Source organism: Streptomyces sp. NPDC001222 (genome assembly GCF_042896945.1).
Lineage (GTDB): Bacteria > Actinomycetota > Actinomycetes > Streptomycetales > Streptomycetaceae > Streptomyces > Streptomyces gibsoniae.
On sequence record NZ_JBIAXT010000039.1, the window covers coordinates 15583 to 32535 of the forward strand.

Annotated in this window: 22 protein-coding genes; 3 read left to right on the forward strand and 19 right to left on the reverse strand. The window is 70.8% G+C overall.

Annotated elements, in window-relative coordinates:
* Nucleotides 1-136 precede the first annotated feature (136 nt).
* The 7 genes from ACFY2Z_RS35340 to ACFY2Z_RS35370 all read right to left on the reverse strand — a co-directional run bounded on the left by ACFY2Z_RS35340 (nt 137) and on the right by ACFY2Z_RS35370 (nt 7366).
* Nucleotides 137-886, reverse strand: a complete 750-nt coding sequence (locus ACFY2Z_RS35340) for an HAD family hydrolase (RefSeq protein WP_390748088.1) — start codon at nt 884-886, stop codon at nt 137-139.
* Nucleotides 886-1764 (reverse strand): GntR family transcriptional regulator, encoded by an 879-nt coding sequence (locus tag ACFY2Z_RS35345; RefSeq protein ID WP_390748089.1) that lies wholly within the window; start codon nt 1762-1764, stop codon nt 886-888. Before ACFY2Z_RS35345 ends, ACFY2Z_RS35340 begins: the two co-directional genes overlap by 1 nt.
* Before the next feature lie 115 nt (nt 1765-1879).
* A complete protein-coding gene (locus ACFY2Z_RS35350; protein ID WP_390748090.1) occupies nt 1880-2662 on the reverse strand; it encodes an HAD family hydrolase in 783 nt (260 codons plus the stop codon).
* Nucleotides 2611-3525 (reverse strand): winged helix-turn-helix domain-containing protein, encoded by a 915-nt coding sequence (locus ACFY2Z_RS35355; RefSeq protein ID WP_390748091.1) that lies wholly within the window; start codon nt 3523-3525, stop codon nt 2611-2613. Before ACFY2Z_RS35355 ends, ACFY2Z_RS35350 begins: the two co-directional genes overlap by 52 nt.
* A gap of 385 nt (nt 3526-3910) precedes the next feature.
* Nucleotides 3911-5194: a GNAT family N-acetyltransferase gene (locus tag ACFY2Z_RS35360; RefSeq protein ID WP_390748092.1), complete on the reverse strand. Its 1284-nt coding sequence runs from the start codon at nt 5192-5194 to the stop codon at nt 3911-3913.
* A gap of 461 nt (nt 5195-5655) precedes the next feature.
* Nucleotides 5656-6654 carry an asparaginase gene (locus tag ACFY2Z_RS35365; RefSeq protein WP_390748093.1) on the reverse strand — a complete coding sequence of 333 codons (999 nt, stop codon included), beginning with the start codon at nt 6652-6654 and terminating at the stop codon, nt 5656-5658.
* 112 nt (nt 6655-6766) lie between these two features.
* Entirely contained in the window at nt 6767-7366 is a 600-nt protein-coding gene (locus tag ACFY2Z_RS35370; RefSeq protein ID WP_390748094.1) for an AmfC protein, read from the reverse strand.
* A gap of 285 nt (nt 7367-7651) precedes the next feature.
* Between ACFY2Z_RS35370 and dtd the strand changes: the two genes are divergently transcribed.
* On the forward strand, nt 7652-8077 hold the full coding sequence (gene dtd / locus ACFY2Z_RS35375) for a D-aminoacyl-tRNA deacylase (protein ID WP_311694426.1): 426 nt from the start codon (nt 7652-7654) through the stop codon (nt 8075-8077).
* A gap of 29 nt (nt 8078-8106) precedes the next feature.
* Here the strand turns inward: dtd and ACFY2Z_RS35380 are convergent, their stop codons facing one another.
* The 8 genes from ACFY2Z_RS35380 to ACFY2Z_RS35415 all read right to left on the reverse strand — a co-directional run bounded on the left by ACFY2Z_RS35380 (nt 8107) and on the right by ACFY2Z_RS35415 (nt 14085).
* Nucleotides 8107-9072 (reverse strand): YgfZ/GcvT domain-containing protein, encoded by a 966-nt coding sequence (locus ACFY2Z_RS35380; RefSeq protein WP_390748095.1) that lies wholly within the window; start codon nt 9070-9072, stop codon nt 8107-8109.
* A gap of 10 nt (nt 9073-9082) precedes the next feature.
* A complete protein-coding gene (locus tag ACFY2Z_RS35385) occupies nt 9083-9520 on the reverse strand; it encodes a Fur family transcriptional regulator (RefSeq protein ID WP_390748096.1) in 438 nt (145 codons plus the stop codon).
* Between the two features lie 100 nt (nt 9521-9620).
* Nucleotides 9621-10196, reverse strand: coding sequence for an FABP family protein (locus tag ACFY2Z_RS35390; protein ID WP_390748097.1), 576 nt, complete (start codon nt 10194-10196; stop codon nt 9621-9623).
* 250 nt (nt 10197-10446) lie between these two features.
* Nucleotides 10447-11373, reverse strand: coding sequence for a hypothetical protein (locus tag ACFY2Z_RS35395; protein ID WP_390748098.1), 927 nt, complete (start codon nt 11371-11373; stop codon nt 10447-10449).
* Nucleotides 11370-12203, reverse strand: coding sequence for a hypothetical protein (locus tag ACFY2Z_RS35400; RefSeq protein ID WP_390748099.1), 834 nt, complete (start codon nt 12201-12203; stop codon nt 11370-11372). Before ACFY2Z_RS35400 ends, ACFY2Z_RS35395 begins: the two co-directional genes overlap by 4 nt.
* Entirely contained in the window at nt 12200-12922 is a 723-nt protein-coding gene (locus ACFY2Z_RS35405; protein ID WP_390748100.1) for a hypothetical protein, read from the reverse strand. Before ACFY2Z_RS35405 ends, ACFY2Z_RS35400 begins: the two co-directional genes overlap by 4 nt.
* A 129-nt stretch (nt 12923-13051) precedes the next feature.
* Nucleotides 13052-13261: a DUF397 domain-containing protein gene (locus ACFY2Z_RS35410; RefSeq protein WP_390748101.1), complete on the reverse strand. Its 210-nt coding sequence runs from the start codon at nt 13259-13261 to the stop codon at nt 13052-13054.
* Nucleotides 13243-14085 carry a helix-turn-helix domain-containing protein gene (locus ACFY2Z_RS35415; protein ID WP_390748102.1) on the reverse strand — a complete coding sequence of 281 codons (843 nt, stop codon included), beginning with the start codon at nt 14083-14085 and terminating at the stop codon, nt 13243-13245. Before ACFY2Z_RS35415 ends, ACFY2Z_RS35410 begins: the two co-directional genes overlap by 19 nt.
* 180 nt (nt 14086-14265) lie before the next feature.
* Between ACFY2Z_RS35415 and ACFY2Z_RS35420 the strand changes: the two genes are divergently transcribed.
* Together ACFY2Z_RS35420 and ACFY2Z_RS35425 are read left to right on the forward strand one after the other, a co-directional pair.
* Nucleotides 14266-14640: a hypothetical protein gene (locus tag ACFY2Z_RS35420; RefSeq protein ID WP_390748103.1), complete on the forward strand. Its 375-nt coding sequence runs from the start codon at nt 14266-14268 to the stop codon at nt 14638-14640.
* A gap of 24 nt (nt 14641-14664) precedes the next feature.
* Complete coding sequence (locus tag ACFY2Z_RS35425) at nt 14665-15027, forward strand: DsrE family protein (protein WP_390748104.1); 363 nt, start codon at nt 14665-14667, stop codon at nt 15025-15027.
* 26 nt (nt 15028-15053) lie between these two features.
* On the opposite strand, the gene ACFY2Z_RS35430 is transcribed toward ACFY2Z_RS35425, so the two are convergent.
* The 4 genes from ACFY2Z_RS35430 to ACFY2Z_RS35445 all read right to left on the reverse strand — a co-directional run bounded on the left by ACFY2Z_RS35430 (nt 15054) and on the right by ACFY2Z_RS35445 (nt 16831).
* Entirely contained in the window at nt 15054-15311 is a 258-nt protein-coding gene (locus tag ACFY2Z_RS35430) for a DUF3099 domain-containing protein (protein WP_311694396.1), read from the reverse strand.
* Nucleotides 15312-15435: 124 nt separating this feature from the next.
* The gene (locus ACFY2Z_RS35435; RefSeq protein WP_311694394.1) at nt 15436-15723 is read right to left on the reverse strand and encodes a DUF1416 domain-containing protein; all 288 of its coding nucleotides are present in this window, start codon (nt 15721-15723) and stop codon (nt 15436-15438) included.
* Nucleotides 15724-15756: 33 nt separating this feature from the next.
* On the reverse strand, nt 15757-16602 hold the full coding sequence (locus ACFY2Z_RS35440; protein ID WP_390748105.1) for a sulfurtransferase: 846 nt from the start codon (nt 16600-16602) through the stop codon (nt 15757-15759).
* A gap of 148 nt (nt 16603-16750) precedes the next feature.
* Nucleotides 16751-16831, reverse strand: coding sequence for an Ms5788A family Cys-rich leader peptide (locus tag ACFY2Z_RS35445; RefSeq protein ID WP_351335063.1), 81 nt, complete (start codon nt 16829-16831; stop codon nt 16751-16753).
* Nucleotides 16832-16953 lie beyond the last annotated feature (122 nt).

Genomic DNA, 16953 nt, shown 5'->3' on the forward strand with positions numbered 1-16953 from the left:
GGCACTCTCGATGTTCATGCGCCGCGAACGAAGTGGGCACACCCTAGGGCATCGGGGCCCGTGGCAGGTGACGGACTCGGCATTCCCCACGGAACCCGGCGCTCGCGGCACTCGGAAGGGGCACGCGCCGCGCGGGTCAGCGCACCGGGCCGGGCCGCTCGCCCACGATCCGCAGCACCGGTTCCAGCGAGACCACCACGCACTCGGCTCCCGCCTCCCGCAGCGCCTTCTCCTGGGGACCGCTGCCCGCGCAGCCGAGGAACGGTATCCCGGCCTGCCGGGCCGCCCGGAGGTCGGAGGGGGTGTCACCGATCATCAGGGCGGTGGACGGGGAGGCGCCCATCGCGCTGAGGGCGCGGTTGAGGCAGTGCGGGTCCGGCTTCAGCCGGTGCAGATCACGGGTGCGGCCATAGACATGCGGGGCGAAACAGCCGGTCAGGTCGCGGTCGTCGAGGTAGCTGAGGGCGGTCCGCGGCGAGTTGTTCGTCGCGACGGCGAGCTTCGCGCCGCGGGCGGCCCAGGTCCGGATCAGCGGATCCGCGTGGGCGGTGGGCCAGGCGGTGACCACCGCCTTGAGCTCCTGCTGGGTGAGGCGCTCCTCCAGCTCGGTCACCAGATCGCTGCGCGGGCGTCGGCGGTTCACCGCGTGCAGGACGGCCATGGGGTCCGGACGGGCGCGTTCGTCCTCCGTCAGCAGGTCCCGCAGCCCCTGCCGCTCCAGCCACTCGACGAGATCCTTCGCCACGCCCTCGGCCGAGTGTCCCGCGAACAGGCGGCAGATCGGACCGTCGAAATCGAAGAGTACGAAGCGCACAGGACCGATCAGATCCCGCAACTGCTCGTGCTCTTCCGCATTTTGATCCGTCAGTGTCGTATCAAAGGTCACTAGGAGAGTGTCAGGTCCGTGGTGATCGTTTCCCAGAGGGCGTCGAACCACTTCTGCGACTGCTCCACGAACACGGCGTCCCGGGTGCCCGTCCGGCGCTCGAAGGAGAACAGGAGCGACCTGGCGCCCAGGGTGTCGTACATCTCCAGGGTCTGGCTCTCCACCTCCTCCTCCCGCTTGGTGAGCATGTAGTACGCGATCAGGGCCTCCGCCCCGTTGAGGAGATAGAGCTTCACCGGCGGGGTGAAGGGCAGCGCGCGGAAGGTCACCCGGACGTCGATGTTGTGCGACGCGCGCAGGGCCTGGAGGTTGTGGCGCAGGACGTGCCCCTGGGCGTTGCGCTGTTCGAGCCACCGCCGGTGGACCGGGTCCTCGTCACCGGGGCTGCTGACGGAGATCGGGAACGCGAGGTTGATGTCCCGGGAGGGCAGGAGGATCCGCACATCGATCGACTGAGGGCGGATACGGCCCTCGTGGATCTGCCGGACCGGTTCGCCGAGGGCCAGCATCAGCGTCTCGGCGGTCAGGCAGGCCGCGTCGACACGGACGTGCGGGACCGCGAACGCCTCCGTGAGCCGCGGCGCCAGTCCGACCATCGTCGGCTGCGGCTCGTCCCTGACCGGCGCGGGTTCGGCGACCCGGGGCGGGCTGCCCTTGGTGACGTTGCTGAGCAGACCGTCCTCGTGGAGGGCGCGCAGGGCCTGGCGGACCGTGCCCCGTTCCACCCCGAACTCCTCGGCCAGTTCGGCCTGGGTGGGCAGCCGGTCGCCGGCCTTCAGATCGCCGGCGCGGATACGGGCCCGCAGCGCGTCGGCGATCTCCTGGGGCGAGGACCTTCTGCTGCCGTTCACTGCGACGTTCTCCTGGGTCACGACCAAACGTTACAACCCACGCCCATCTGCGGGGAGTTGTTTAATACCTGCTTATCGGTCACGACCAACTGGCGATAACTGTTCGATGGTTGGCAAGCACATGGACGGAGTTGGCAAGGGCTCACCTCCGCAGAATCCACAGCACCGGCTCCAGCGACCGCACGACCACCTCGGCGCCCTCCTCGCGCAGGCGGGCCTCCTTCCCGTCGTTGCGCGCGTAGCCGAGGAACGGCACCCCGGCCTGCCGGGCCGCATACAGGTCGGCCGGGGCGTCACCGATCATCACGGTGCTCCCGGAGGCCGCCCCCATCGCCCGCAGGGCCCGGTTCAGGGGGTACGGGTCCGGCTTCATCCGGTGGAGTTCGTGTGTACGGCCGTAGATGTGCGGGGCGAAGCAGCCGGCGAGGCCCCGGCTGGCCAGATACGCCGAGGCCGTGCGCGCCGCGTTGTCGGTGGTGATCGCGAGCCGGGTGCCGCGCGCGGTCCAGGTGCGGATGAGCGGATCGGCGTACGGGGTGGGCATGGCGCTGGGGACGGCCCGCAGCTCGTGCTGGGTGAGCACCTCCTCCAGCTCGGCCACGAGATCGCTGCCCGGGTGCCGCCGGTGGACCGTGCGCAGCACCACCTGGGGGTCGGACTGCGCGGACTCCTCCCCGTCCTGCGGCAGGCTCAGTCCCTGCTCGTGCAGCCACCGCTCCATCGCCCGTGCGACCTCGGCCGCCGGGTGGAGTGCGAACAGGCGGCAGATCGGCCCGTCGAAGTCGAACAGCACGAAGCGTGCGCCCTCGACCAGTTCACGCAGTCTCTCGGTCTCTTCTGTCACCGGCATGGTCCGCGTCGTATCAGAGGTCACTAGGAAAGTGTCAGGTCGGTGCTGATCGTTTCCCAGAGGGCGTCGAACCACAGCTGCGACTGCTCCACGAACGTGGTGTCCCGCAGGGACGCCCCCTGGGCGAAGCAGAACAGCAGCGACCGGGTGCCCTCGGCGTCATACACGTCCAGGTGCTCCTGGTCGATCTCCTCGCCGCGGCGCGTCAGCGTGTAGTAGGCGAACAGCGCCTCCGACCCGTTGAGGAGATAGAGCTTCACGGGCGGGGTGAAGGGCAGCGCCCGGAAGGAGACATGCACGTCGATGCCGTGCGAGCTGCGCAGCGCCAGCAGATTGTGCCGCAGCACATGGCCCTGCGCGTTGCGCTGCGCCAGCCAGCGACGGTGCAGCCGGTCGTCGTCCGGGCCCTCCACCGTGGTGGGGAACGCCAGATCGATCCGGCCGCTCGGCAGCAGTACGCGCACATCGACCCTGGCCGGTTCTATGCGTCCCGCGTGAATCTCGCGCAACGGCTCGCTCAGCGCCAGCGTGAGCGAGACCGCGGTCAGGCACAGGGCGTCGATCACCACGTGCGGTGCGGCGAACGCCGCGGATGTACGCGGACCGAGCGCCACCGTCGTGGGCTGGGGCAGGGCCCCGGGCCCGGCCTGCGCGCCGCCCGCGTGCCGCGCCACGGTCGCCGGGCTCCCCTTGGAGACATCGGTGAGCAGATGCTCCGAGTGCAGGATGCGCAGCGCCCGGCGTACGGCACCCCGCTCCACGCCGAACTCCGCCGCCATCTTGGCCTGGGTGGGCATGCGCTGCCCCGGCCGCAGCACCCCGGATCTGATCCTGCTGCGCAACTCGTCGGCCACGTCGTGGTGGGACCTCTGTGGCCGTTGTGACCCCGTCCGCCCAAGGGCGGCAGTGTGTTCCGCCTCCACGGCAAAACGGTACAACTTCGCGCCATCTTTGGGCAGTTCACCGGGAGGTGGTTATGAGACGACTCCAAGTGGAGATAACTCAGTTGAAGTTGGTCGCCAACTTTGATGAAAGTTGGGCGAGTTTGAGCGTTCTTGAACGACGTGGCCACCTTTTTGACAGGTTGGTCACCTGGCTCAAGACGTCGCTCGCCCAGCCCGGCTGACCGGAGGTTCAGGTTCCGGCAGTCTGGCCGTCCGGACTCCCTTCCGGAGGGGAGCCGGGAGCTCGGTCGGCCCGCACCACCTCACCACCACAACCGAACAGCCGTAAGGCACCCACAACCGAACAGCTACGGATGCACGGCACGGCAGCCACCACCTGCACGGAAGGAGCACCACCCGCGAGCGAGCCCCGAAGGGCTCAGAAGATGTCCGGGCACCACGGCCGCCTGGACGTACGCAGCAGGGCGTCGGCCACGGAGGCGGCGCCCTTTTGCTGTTCCCGCAGCCGCCCGAGCGCCGCGAGCCGTACGGCGGACTCGTCCCCCAGCCACAGGGTCGCCAACTCGGCGGCGGGCAGGGTCAGCTGGGGCTCCTGGTCGGTCGGGGTGCACCGCGCGCCGTCCGGCCCGGCCTCCAGCCGGTAGCGGCCGCCGACCAGTCCCGCCTTGTCCACGACCTCCAGGACGAGCGTGCCGGCGGTGGCGTACGTCCGCGCCTCCAGGGCCCGTACGACGTCCAGGATCCGCACCCACAGCCAGTCCGAGTACGTGACGAGTCGGGCGGCGCGGGGGTCGGGCAGGAGATGCGGCAGCAGGTCGTCGGGGGCGCGGTGACCCGACCGTACCGTCGTGGTCCAGTCGATCGAGCAGAGGTAGTGCCACAGGGCGCGCTCGGCGGCGGGGTCCGTGGCGATCAGGCTCTTGACGGTCACCTCGCCGCCGGGCTTCTTGTCGTCGCCCCAGTGGTTCTCGCACTCATAGGTGACCAGGCCCTCCACGGCGCCGGAGGGCCCGCGGTACACCGCGTGGAACGGCTCGGTCCAGGGCCGGGCGTCGATCCGGATCGCGCCCGTGCTGACCTGCCACCAGCGCTCGGAGCGGTCGATGGCACCGGCCTGGCCGCTGCGCAGGCGCTCGTGCAGTGCGGGCCCCAGCTCCCGCACCGCGGCGCCGTCGACGAGGTCGACGCGGCCGCCGTCGTCCGGGGCGGGGCGGTGGCGGTCGAGGCCGGTGCGGGGGATCTCGACCACCCACTGCGCGGTGTGGGTGGCCGGCCCGAAGCCGAAGCGGCCGTAGATCGGGTACTCGGCGGCGATGAGCGTGGCGACGACGTCACCGCGCTCCTTCGCGGCCGCGAGGTCGAGGGCCATCATGCGGCTCAGCAGACCACGGCGGCGGTGGGTCGCCGTGACGGAGACGTTGGTGATCGCGTCGGCCGGGACCGGGGTGCCGCCGACCGCGGTCAGCTCCTGCGGGAAGGAGCGGAAGGTGGCCACGACGGGGGTCCCCCCGCCCGGGGAGCGGGGGGCGCCGCGGTCGAAGGCGCCGAGGGTGCGGGACGGGACGAGATACGTGGCCAGATACGCGACGTCGTGGTCCGAGACCTCCGGAGGACGGAGGAAACCGGTCGCGAGGGCCCGGTTCCACTCCTTGATCTCGGACTCGGTGATGGCGCGTACGTCGATGTCCCCGGGGCGGCTCATGCGGACACGCTAGGGGGTGCCGGCAGGGCTGTCGCCCGAATATGCAAGCCGGCGAAATGCCGGCCGGCGGCCAGGAATTTCCGCCGCAGGACACCGGCGCTCCGGCAGGCAACGGGCCCTGGGCGTGTTTCGAAAGCAGCGTCGTCCGCCCGAAGGGCGGGGCGGGGCCCGCGGCGTCCGGTGCAGGGGGCACCTCCCAGCGGTAGCTGGGGGAGCATCGCAAGGCGGAGGGTCGTCCGCGTACTGGGCGTACGCGGACGACCCCGGCAACGCGGCGAGGTGCCGTGCCAGGCGTCCCGGGCCAGACGGGACTTCGAAACACGACCTTGGGGGCCTGACAATTACGGCCGGGCGCGCGACTCCCCCAGCCTGGCGGCTGGGAGGTACCCCCGGGCACGGCACCTCGCCGCGTTGCCGGATCACCCGCAGACGCCGCGCGCCGATCCGGCGCGAATCACCCCCTAGAAGGCCGCGCGTATCGCGCCGACCTCCCGGCCTCCGCCCAGCAGGGGCGCCCGGCCGATCCGGGACACCACCGGGGCCTCGACGCCCATCAGAGTGAGGGCCCGGGCGAGGATCGGGCCCAGCGTCCGGGTGCCGCCGTCGTCCACCTTGAAGGCGAGGGCCCGGCCGTCGGGCAGGGCGACGGCCTGGACCGCCTCCGCGCCCATCTTCGACAGGGCGCCGGGGATCTCGCGCATCAGCCAGGTGTCGGGCCTGCGGGTGCCCGCCACGTACTCCGGGTGCGCTCGCATCGCGTCCGCCACCCGGCGTTCCGCCGTGCCCGGCGCCGCGAGGACGAAGGAGCGGAAGGCGCGGGCCAGGCCGACGAGGCTGACCGCCATGAGCGGGGCCCCGCAGCCGTCCGTGCCGACCGCCGCCACCGGCTCCCCGGCCGCCTCCTCCACCACCGAGTGGATCAGCTGCTGCAACGGGTGCGCGGGGTCGAGGTAGGAGTCCAGCGGCCAGCCCCGCAGCGCGCACGCCGCCAGCATCGCCGTGTGCTTGCCGGAGCAGTTCATGGTGATGGGGTCCCGGACGGCCCCCGACGCGAGGTACGCCTCCGCCTCCGTCGGGTCCAGCGGCAGATCGGGCGGGCACTGGAGCCGCTCGGCGGTCAGGTCGTGCTCCGACAGCATCTGCCGTACGAGTTCCCGGTGGAACGCCTCGCCCGAGTGGCTCGCGGCGGCGATCGCCAGCCGCTCCCCGGTCAGCTCCAGGCCCGCGCGCAGCACGCCGGCCGCCTGCATCGGCTTGTTGGACGACCGGGGGAAGACCGGTGCGTGCGCGTCCCCGAGCGCGAACTCCACGGAACCGTCCGCGGCCAGCAGTACCAGGCTCCCGCGGTGCCGCCCCTCGACGAACCCGGAGCGCACCACCTCGGCGAGCACCGGGGGCACAGGGGACGGAGCGGACGGGGTGGGCTGGGCGGGGACGGTGGGCTGGGCGGACGTCGACATGGGCGGTGGCCTTCGGGACGGGACCCGCCCGGCGACGCCCGGCCGGAGGGTCTCCGGCCCGGCGAGCGCCCTCGTGCACACTCGGGGCCCCGGGTTCGCCAGGGCCCTCGTGTCACATGAGCAGGTCGTCTACTTGCGCTTCCCCTTCACGGTACCTGCGCGCGATTTCCGCACTGCAGTCGTCCGCCGTGCGCTGCAGGTGCTGCCGTCGCCGGGACACCTGCCGCTCGTACCCCACGAGCCGGATCATCCCCGCGCCCAACTCCTCGTCCGTGCGCGCCTGGAGGTCCGACAGCTCGACCTCGCCGAGCATCCGGGACGCCAGCCGCCGGTACTCCTCTCCATGCGGTGTGCCGAGCGTCACATGGCGGGCGGAGGAGCGCTGGCGGGCGGGCGCGTCCCGGAGGATCTCCGCGAGCCGCTCCATGACGCCCTCGGCCGCCCGGCCGCCGCGCCGGGCCAGCTCCGCCCGCAGGATGTCGATACGGCCCTGGAGCAGCCGTCGTACATAGCTGAGGTCGGCCTCGTCCCGCTGGGCGTCCCGGCGCAGCGCGCGCACCTCGCCCAGCCGCAGTGCGGACAGATCGGGCCCGGGCGGGTCGGTGGCCAGGGGGCTGTCCGTGCGCTGCACGGGCGCCCGGTGCTGCCCCAGAACTCCCGACACGGCGGGCGCCACAATCCCGGGCGGGTGCCCGGTACTCGATGTGCTCATGTACCTCTACCGTCCCCTCGACCGGCGCGGCACCCCCCACGGATGGGCCGCGACACACGCATCGTGCCACTCCATGCCACCGTCGCGTGACCGAGTGCCACCGATCTGCCCCGGATGGAGGTGTTAAGGGGCAATAAGAATGCCCTCATAAGAAATCACCGGTCCGGTTTTCACCGACCGGTCCCGGAACCTTCTCCCAGGTACCGGAACGCCCTCCCAGGTACCGGAACGCCCGTCCCGGGTGCCCCGTACAGGGCGTTCGGGCCGCACGGCATCATGGACCCCATGCGTGCGGTGGTGCAGAGAGTGGACGGCGCGAGTGTCGTCGTGGACGGCGAGACGGTCGGCGAGATCGACGGCGAGGGGCTGTGCGTACTCGTCGGGGTCACGCACGAGGACACCAAGGAGAAGGCGGCCCAACTCGCCCGCAAGCTGTGGTCGATCCGCATGCTGCACGACGAGAGGTCCTGCTCCGACATCGACGCGCCGCTGCTGGTGATCAGCCAGTTCACGCTGTACGGCGACGCCCGCAAGGGCCGCCGCCCCACCTGGAACGCGGCCGCCCCGGGCGATGTCGCCGAGCCCCTCGTCGAGGAGGTGGTCGCCCAGCTGCGTGCGCTGGGCGCGACGGTGGCGACGGGCCGGTTCGGTGCGCAGATGCGCGTGTCGCTGACGAACGACGGCCCGTTCACCGTGCTCCTGGAGATGTGAGCCCTGCGGGCTTCCGGAAGCTCTGGGCCCTACGGCTCCACGACGACTTCCTGCGCCGCCGCCGTCGAGTCCGCCATCAGGGGGGCGTCCACCGGGATGTTCCGCTTGACCAGGGCGAGGGCGACGGGACCCAGTTCGTGGTGGCGTACCGACGTCGTCACGAACCCGATCTTGCGGCCCTCCGGGCCGTCGTCCGCGAGCCGCAGCTCGGTGCCGTGCGGCGGCAGATGCACCTCGCTGCCGTCCAGGTGCAGAAAGACCAGTCGGCGCGGCGGCTTGCCCAGGTTCTGGACGCGCGCGACCGTCTCCTGACCGCGGTAGCAGCCCTTCTGGAGATGCACGGCCGAACCGATCCAGCCCAGTTCGTGCGGAATGGTGCGGTGGTCGGTCTCGAAGCCGAGGCGGGGCCGGTGCTGCTCGACCCGCAGCGCCTCGTACGCCAGCAGGCCGGCCGCGGGGCCGCTCTTCCCGGCGTAGGACTCCAGGTCCCCGCGCGGCAGGAAGAGATCGCGGCCGTACGGCGTCTCGCGGACCAGGACGCCCTCGGGGACCTCGGCGATCGAGCCGGCGGGCAGATGCACGACGGCGAAGTCGTCAGTACGGTCGGCGACTTCGACGCGGTAGAAGAACTTCATCGACTCCAGGTACGCGATCAGCGCGTCCTGGGTGCCGGGCTCCACATGGGCCCAGACCGTCTCGCCGTCGTCGACCAGGTACAGCGCATGCTCGATATGGCCGTGCGCGGAGAGGACGAGAGCCTCGGTGGCCTGGTGCGGAGGCAGTTCGCTGACGTGCTGGGTGAGCAGCAGATGCAGCCAGCTCAGCCGGTCCTCGCCGCTGACGGTGAGGACACCGCGGTGCGAGAGATCCACGAATCCGGAGCCGTCGGCCAGGGCGCGCTGCTCACGGAACAGGTCGCCGTAGTGGGCGGCGACGCCTTCGTCCACGCCCTCGGCAGGGACCGCGCCGGGCAGGGACAGCAGGGGGCTCTTCATGGATCCAAGCCTACGACGCGGTATTTGAACTCTTCACCGAGCAGTCCTCGCATCGGCCGAAGATCGCAAAGTGCTTCATGTCCGTGTCGAAACCGAACGTCTCGCGCAGCTTCGCGATGAACTCGGCGGCGATGTCGAGATCGGCTTCGATCACGTTCGTGCAGTCGCGGCAGACCAGGTGGATGTGGTGGTGCCGGTCCGCGAGGTGGTACGTCGGCGCGCCGTGCCCCAGATGGGCGTGGCTGACCAGCCCCAGCTCCTCCAGCAGCTCCAGGGTGCGGTACACCGTGGAAATGTTGACCCCCGACGCCGTCTTCCTCACTTCCACGAGGATGTCGTCGGGGGTCGCATGCTCCAGGGTGTCCACGGCTTCGAGCACGAGTTGCCGCTGCGGGGTCAGCCGGTAGCCGCGCTGCCGCAGATCGCTCTTCCAGTCGGTGCTCACCACAGCACCCAGTGTAGGACCGACCGGGTCCCGGGTCCCGGGCCGCCGAGCGAGAGGGAGGCGCCCGTCGGGGCGCCGGCAAGCGCCCGACGGGCGGCCCGGCCTACTTGAAGAAGGCGATTCCGTCGTCCGGGAGGTCGTCCGGGAGGGCCTTGGCCCAGCGCTCGACGTCCTCCGGGGTGACGACCTTCTTCAGATGGGCCGACATGTAGGGGCGCAGCGGGACCTCGGGGGTCTGCTTCTCGCCGACCCACATCAGGTCGCTGTTGACGTACCCGTACAGCCGCTTGCCGCCGGTGTAGGGACCCGAGGCCGCCGTCCGGGCGACGGCGTCCGTGGCGAGGTGGACCTGCGGCTTCTTCTCGGCCATCTCGCCGTACCAGACCTCGACGACCCCGTCGTCGCGGGCCATCGTGACCTCGACCTTGCGGTCCTTGTCGATCCGCCAGTAGCCCGACTCGGACTCCAGCGGCCTGACCTTGTTCCCCTCGCCGTCCAGCACCCAGCTGTGGGAGTGGTACTCCAGGAAGTCCCGGCCGTCGTGGGTGAAGGAGACCTCCTGCCCGAAGTTGCACTTCTCGGAACCGGGGAAGTCGTGCACGCCCGCGCCGGCCCAGTTGCCGAGCAGGAAGGCGAGCGGGACAAGGTGCTTGTGGAGGTCGGACGGGATCTCGATCATGAGCAGCTTTTCGTCGTGTCCGGCGGGGGTGTGGGGCTCAGCGCTGGCCCTGGTACAGCTTCTTCACAGCCAGCCCGGCGAAGGCGAGCACGCCGACGCAGACCAGGACCAGCAGGGTTTCGAAGAAGATCTCCACGGGGTGCTCCTCGGCTGAGCGGGGTGAGGTACGTATGTACAGGACCGGGGCCCAGCTTACGCGGCCGGGGCCCGGTCCTCCCTTCGAGGTACGTCTTCACGGGGTCGGCTGCGGTCAGCCGAGCAGTTGGCTCTGCAGGGTCACCGTCTGCTGGAAGGGGACGGCCGGTGCCGTGCCCTTACGGGACTCGACGACCATCGCCACGATGTCACCGGCCTGGAGGTACGCGTGCCGGACCTGTTCGTCGCCGTACGGCTTGTCCTCGGCGTAGACGACCCGCCAGACGCCCTTGACCTCGGCCGCGCCGGGGAAGTCCGCGTCCAGGTGCGACACGTCGGCGCCATGCACCTCGTGCTCGGGCGCGTTCCCCCCGCCGAAGGCCTCGCTCGCCCGGTGCGCGACCTCCGCCGTGCCGAATTGCAGCAGGTAGACGCGGGTCCGTGTGCCGTCCTGGGTGGTCCAGCCGCGGGCCGCGACGTGCCGCAGGCCGAGGTCGGTGAGGCTCTGCCCGAGCTCAGTCCGGTCCTCCCGCACGGCGAACTCCGCCAGGAGGTCCTTGGTCGCCAGCCAGCCCTCCTCGCCGTTCAGCGCCTTGTCCTCGGACGCGCCCCTGGGCGCCGGCAGGACGAGGGCGCGCAGGTCGGCGTAGTGGGCGCCGGCCGGGTTGTCGTCGGCGAACGGCCCGGGGCTGCCGGAGGGCAGCGGCGGCTTGCTGAGCATCGGGTAGTCCCACCGCCCGTCCGACCGGGTCGCCAGCGCCGGGAGGTCGGTCCGCTCCATGCGTGTGATGCCGCACGCCGTCCCCGCACCGGCCGCCGCGAAGACGACCACGGCGGCGGTCCACCGCAGAACGGCCCGCAGCACCCGCCGCTCCTTCGGCGGCTCGGGGCCGTCGGCGGGAGAGGGCCCCGCCGGCGTGGCCGCCGCCGGCACGACGTCCTCCGGCGTCCCGGCCTGGATCCGTGCCTCGGTCTGCTCCGGCGCCGCGGTGTCCTCCGGCATCCCTGCCCGCCCCTCCAGCTGTCGCGCCTGCTCCGTCATACGGCCGCCCCCGGCTCCTTGATGCGATCGAGCTGCTTGGTCAGCAGGGCGGCGACCTCCTTGGTGTTCAGGTCACGCGGACCCGACGCGGTGACGCCGACCAGGACATTCCCCTCGTACGCCGAGCAGGCCATCGTCTCGACGCCCTTGTCGCCGTCCTCGCCCTTGCCCTTGGTGTCCTCGCCCTTGGGAGGTAGGAAGCACTTGGCGTTCTTGTGCCCCTTGATCTCGGGACCCTTGCGGAAGATGTCCAGGGCCGCGAGGAACTCGTTCTGGAACGTCGAGAGGTCACGGACGGCGGCCTTGTTCTCCATCTGCGTCAGAACGATGCTCACCGTGACGGCCCCGTCGTCCTGGAAGATGTCGCCGGCCGGCTGGACGTAGCTGCGCATGGCCATGCCCTGGACGCGCTCCTTGTCGATCTCCCTCTCCAGCCGTTCGCGCTGAGTGCGGGGCAGGTCGTGATACGCCTCCTTGCGCAAGGCGGTGGCCTGCTCCCCGCTGAGCCGGGCGTCAGAGCCGAACTCGCCGAGGTCCGGGCCGCGCTGCCAGAGGAGCTCGTACGGCACGAGCATCCCGGCCAGGCCCGTCTGCGCGGCCGGCTTCGCCTCCGCCGCCTTGTCCTCCGGGAACGTCCACAGGGGTGCGCCCGGATGCCAGTCGGCGTCCCGGACGGTCACGACGGTGTACCCGACTCCGGCGACGACCGCGCCGACGACGAGTACCGCCCCGGCAGCGGCGGCGACCCGGCCACGGCGAACCCGCCGTACGGGCTCCTTCGGTGCCGGCTCTTCCTCTGCCCGGCTCTGATCTGCCTGGCTCTTGCTCACAGACGCTCCAACTGTCGCTGGGCGAGATCCATGATCTGCGCCTTGGAAACCGGCTCGGCCGAGTCGATGAAGATTTCTACGGCGATGTCACCGCGCCAGGCGAAGGCCTCGGCGCCGTAGCCGGTGCCCGGCTCGGAGCTGACGTACGCCATGCCCGCCCCGGTGCCGGGGATCGGCCAGCTCTTGGTGCCGTGCCGGCCCTGTGTCCAGCCCTCTTCGGCTTTGGTTCTGTCGGCAGCGCCCGTGGTCTCCTCCTGGCGGTACTGGAGCAGGTGGATCTCCACGATGGATCCGTTGCCGGTCTCCCAACCGGCCTCGGCGCCCCGGCGGAACTCCTCGTCGACCAAGGTCCCGAAGCCGGCGCCGGGCTTGGTGAAGAGTTCGGCGTACGCCGCCAGTCCCAACCAGCCGTCGTCGCCCTTCAGCACGTCCACGTCCTTGGCGCCACGCGGCTTCGTCAGCAGAAACTTGCGCAGGTCTCCGTCGGTCTTCACCTGGCGATCCTGCGCGGCCGACAGCGGCTCGGGAGCGGGCCCCTTGGCCTGCGGGAGCGTGGGCTGTGACAAGGAGGGCAGCCGGGTGGGTTCCCTGTCGGCCTGGATCAGGTAGCCGATGCAGGTGCCGGCGACGACGCCGAGCACGGCGGCCGTCGCGATGAGAAGCGCCGTACGGCCACGACGGCGGGCGCGGGGCGCGGGCTCAGGCAGCTCCGCTGCCACTTCGGGTACCTCTTCGGGTACCTCTTCGGGTACTTCCAAGACATCCCCCACAAAAAGCGAAGCGCGCATTCCGCATGCGCGCTTCACAGGAGACTCTCGGTCAACACCCGTGGTTGTACGGTGGTTTGATCACGACTCGATGTCGTCTCCTCCGACCGCCGCGACGAAAGCGGCCCAGGCGGCGGCCTCGAAGACGAGGGTTCCGCGGGCGGGGGCCTTGCTGTCGCGGACGGGGACGACGGAGGGGAGGTTCTGGGCGACCTCTACGCAGTTGCCGCCGTCCGAGTTGCTGTAGCTGCTCTTGCGCCACGTCGCGCTGCTCAGGTCGACTCCTCGCACGGCAACTCCTCCAACATCCGCAGGACGAACTTCCGCGACTCGGCCGGGTTCAGAGCCAGGTCACGTACCGCATCATAGGTGCGGTGCAGGCGCTCAACCCTGCTTGCTTCTTCGACGAGTTCGCCTCGCACGTCGTTCTCCGCGTAGGCCACCGTACGTCCGTCCAGCAACCTCAGGAACATCACGTCCGTACTGTCCAGGCCGTGCAGTCCAGTGCCGAACGGCAGTACGTGCAGGGTGATGTTCGGACGCTCCGAAGCCTCCGCCAGGTGCTCCAGTTGCCCCCTCCAGGCCTGAGCGCTGCGCAGCGAGTTCCGCAGTACCGTTTCTGAGAGCAGAACACGGAACGGTGGCGCATCGCCCCCTTCCAGCACCTTCCGTCGCCCGATGCGCGCGTCGACCTGCTGGTCCAGCTCTTCACCCTTGAGGCCGCCTGCTGCAAGCGCCTCGCAGGCGTACCCGGCGGTCTGGAGCAACCCCGGGGGCCTGCTCACCGAGTACTGCCACAGGCTCACCGCCTCCGCCTCCAGCATCATGCACCGCCGGTACTGCTCCTTGAACTGCGTCGGATCCCCCACCGCCAGTTCCCACAGGGCCAACAGCAGGCCCGGTGTTCCGTAGTACTGGTCCAGCGCCTGGACCACCTCGGGGCTGCCCAACGTCTGGCCGCTCTCCATCTTTCCGAACAGGGACCAGTCCCAGCCCAGCACCTCGCCGAGCTTCCGCAGGCTGTCGCCCCGCTCGGTGCGCAGTAATCGGAGCTCCTCCGCGAACCGCTTCCTCGGTTCCTGGCTGCGCCCTGTGATCACCCGTCGCGGCGGCATCGCGCTCCCCTCGTGGAGGACGGCCGTGGAAGGTGTGGAAGAAGTGCCGGGCGACGGCGAAGGAGGTCTCGTCCACGGCGTTCCGGCCCTGCTCAGCGGCCATGCTCTTACTGTGCGGAACACGCAGCGTAGTTCACTTGTCACACGGAGCGCAGGCGTTGGCGGAAAGGAACGGCACCCATGACGGCGGAGTCCCCCGAGCGCGGAGCGCTTCTCTACGACCCGGCGACGGGCAAGGTCGGCGCGTACCAGGACCGGTCGGGGCCGTACGCGCTGCTGCGCCCGGTCGGCGGGGGCCGGGAATGGCAGGCCGACCCCGCCGCGCTCCGCCCGGCGACGGCCCGGGAGCGGCTGAGTGCCGGAGTGACCGCGGCGAACGAACGCACCCGGTCGGCCGGCGACACGAGCGGCCCGCCGCTCCCGGTCCGCGGCTGTGCGCTGTGCACGGAGCTGGACGGGCTGCGGGCGGCCGCGCGGGCGGAGTACGACGCGAGCGCGGAGACGGACGCCAACGTTCTGCTGCGCCGCCACCACAACCGGGAGCACCGCGCATGACCCCCGTCGCACTAGGCTGCGGGCATGGCGAAGAAGCTCGTGATCAAGGTAACGGCCGGGGCGGACGCCCCGGAGCGCTGCTCGCAGGCGTTCACCGTGGCGGCCGTGGCGGTGGCCAGCGGCGTGGACGTCTCGCTCTGGCTGACCGGGGAGTCGTCCTGGTTCGCGCTGCCGGGCCGGGCCGCCGAGTTCGAGCTGCCGCACGCGGCGCCGCTGCCGGATCTGATCGCGTCGGTCCTGGCGGCCGGGCGGATCACCCTGTGCACACAGTGCGCGGCCCGCCGCGAGATCACGGAGAAGGACGTCATCGAGGGCGTACGGATCGCGGGCTCGCAGATGTTCGTCCAGGAGGCGCTGGCGGACGACACGCAGGCACTCGTGTACTGAGACCGGGCCGCCGGGCCCGGTCGGCACTAGTGCCGCTTCTTCCCGTCCAGTTCGTCCCACCACTCGTCGGACTTCGGGTCCCCGGACGGGTCGTCCCACCAGCGGTCGTCGGGACCGCGCCGGTTCGCCACCACCGCGGCCACCGGCGGGATCACCATGGCGACCACGCACATCCCCACCGCCGCCGGGACCGACCAGAGCCGCACGACGCCCCACGCCAGGACGAACAACCCGATGCAGGTCCCCATCATGGCGAAGTACAGATGACGCCGGCGTGCGTACATACCTCCAGGCTATGCCCGGAGCCCGGACATGCTGAAGGGCCGCACCACCAGTAGCGTCCAACCCCCGGGGATGCGGCCCTTCAGCCGTCACTCACGGCCCCTCGGACCGTCGTGGAGTGTGCCGTCAGACGGCGATCGCGACCTCCGCGAGGCCACCCTTCTGGGCGACGACCGTACGGTCCGCGGTGCCGCCCGGCACCAGGGCGCGCACGGTCCAGGTGCCCTCGGCCGCGTAGAAGCGGAACTGTCCGGTCGCCGAGGTCGGGACCTCGGCGGTGAACTCGCCGGTCGCGTCCAGCAGGCGCACATAGCCGACGACGGGCTCGCCGTCGCGGGTCACCTGACCCTGGATCGTGGTCTCACCGGGCTTGATCGTCGAGGCGTCGGGGCCGCCGGCCTTCGCTCCACACATGGTTCTTCCTTCGGGTAGGTCCGGGGTCCGGGATTACTTGGCGGCGCCGAGCTCGATCGGGACACCGACGAGGGAGCCGTACTCGGTCCAGGAGCCGTCGTAGTTCTTGACGTTCTGGACGCCGAGCAGCTCGTGCAGGACGAACCAGGTCAGCGCGGAGCGCTCACCGATGCGGCAGTAGGCGATGGTGTCCTTGGCCAGGTCGACCTTCTCCTCGGCGTAGAGCTCCTTGAGCTCCTCGTCCGACTTGAACGTGCCGTCGTCGTTGGCGTTCTTCGACCACGGGATGTTGCGGGCGCTCGGGACGTGGCCCGGACGCTGCGACTGCTCCTGCGGCAGGTGCGCCGGGGCGAGCAGCTTGCCGGAGAACTCGTCGGGCGAGCGGACGTCGACCAGGTTCTGCGCGCCGATCGCGGCGACCACGTCGTCGCGGAAGGCGCGGATGGAGGTGTCCTGCGGCTTGGCCTGGTACTGGGTGGCGGGGCGCTCGGGCACGTCGGTGCCGTCGACCAGCTCGCGGGCGTCCAGCTCCCACTTCTTGCGGCCGCCGTCGAGCAGCTTCACGCTCTCGTGGCCGTACAGCTTGAAGTACCAGTAGGCGTACGAGGCGAACCAGTTGTTGTTGCCGCCGTAGAGGACCACCGTCTGGTCGTTGGCGATGCCCTTCTCCGACAGGAGCTTCTCGAAGCCGGCCTGGTCGATGAAGTCGCGGCGGACCGGGTCCTGGAGGTCCGTCGTCCAGTCGATCCGGACGGCGTTCTTGATGTGGTTCTTGTCGTACGCGGACGTGTCCTCGTCCACCTCGACGATCGCGATGGTCGGGTCGTCCAGGTGGTCCTGAAGCCAGTCGGCGTCGACCAGGACGTCGCTGCGGCTCATGCGCTTTCTCCTCCGGGGCAGTTGCGGCGGGTGATGCGGGTGCGGTGGGCGCGGGTACACGATCGGGCTGGGGCGTACACGGCGCACAGGGGCCCCGGAATCAGGCGCGGGGCCGGCGATACGAGAGGGGTACGGGAAGGGTTCCCGCTCAGAAGGGGCGACAGAGCATGGCGGCGACGCGGCACAGGTCTACTGCCCGCCGCTTCGTGAGATCCGCCTGTCGCTGCATGGGGTCGATCGTAGGGACGTATCGCCGGGCGTGTCACCGGTGTGTCGCATGCTGAGATGCGATCGTCCGGGATGTGAGAAGGAGTCAGGGGCCGGGCCGCCGCCGGGTGACCGGCGGGCGCA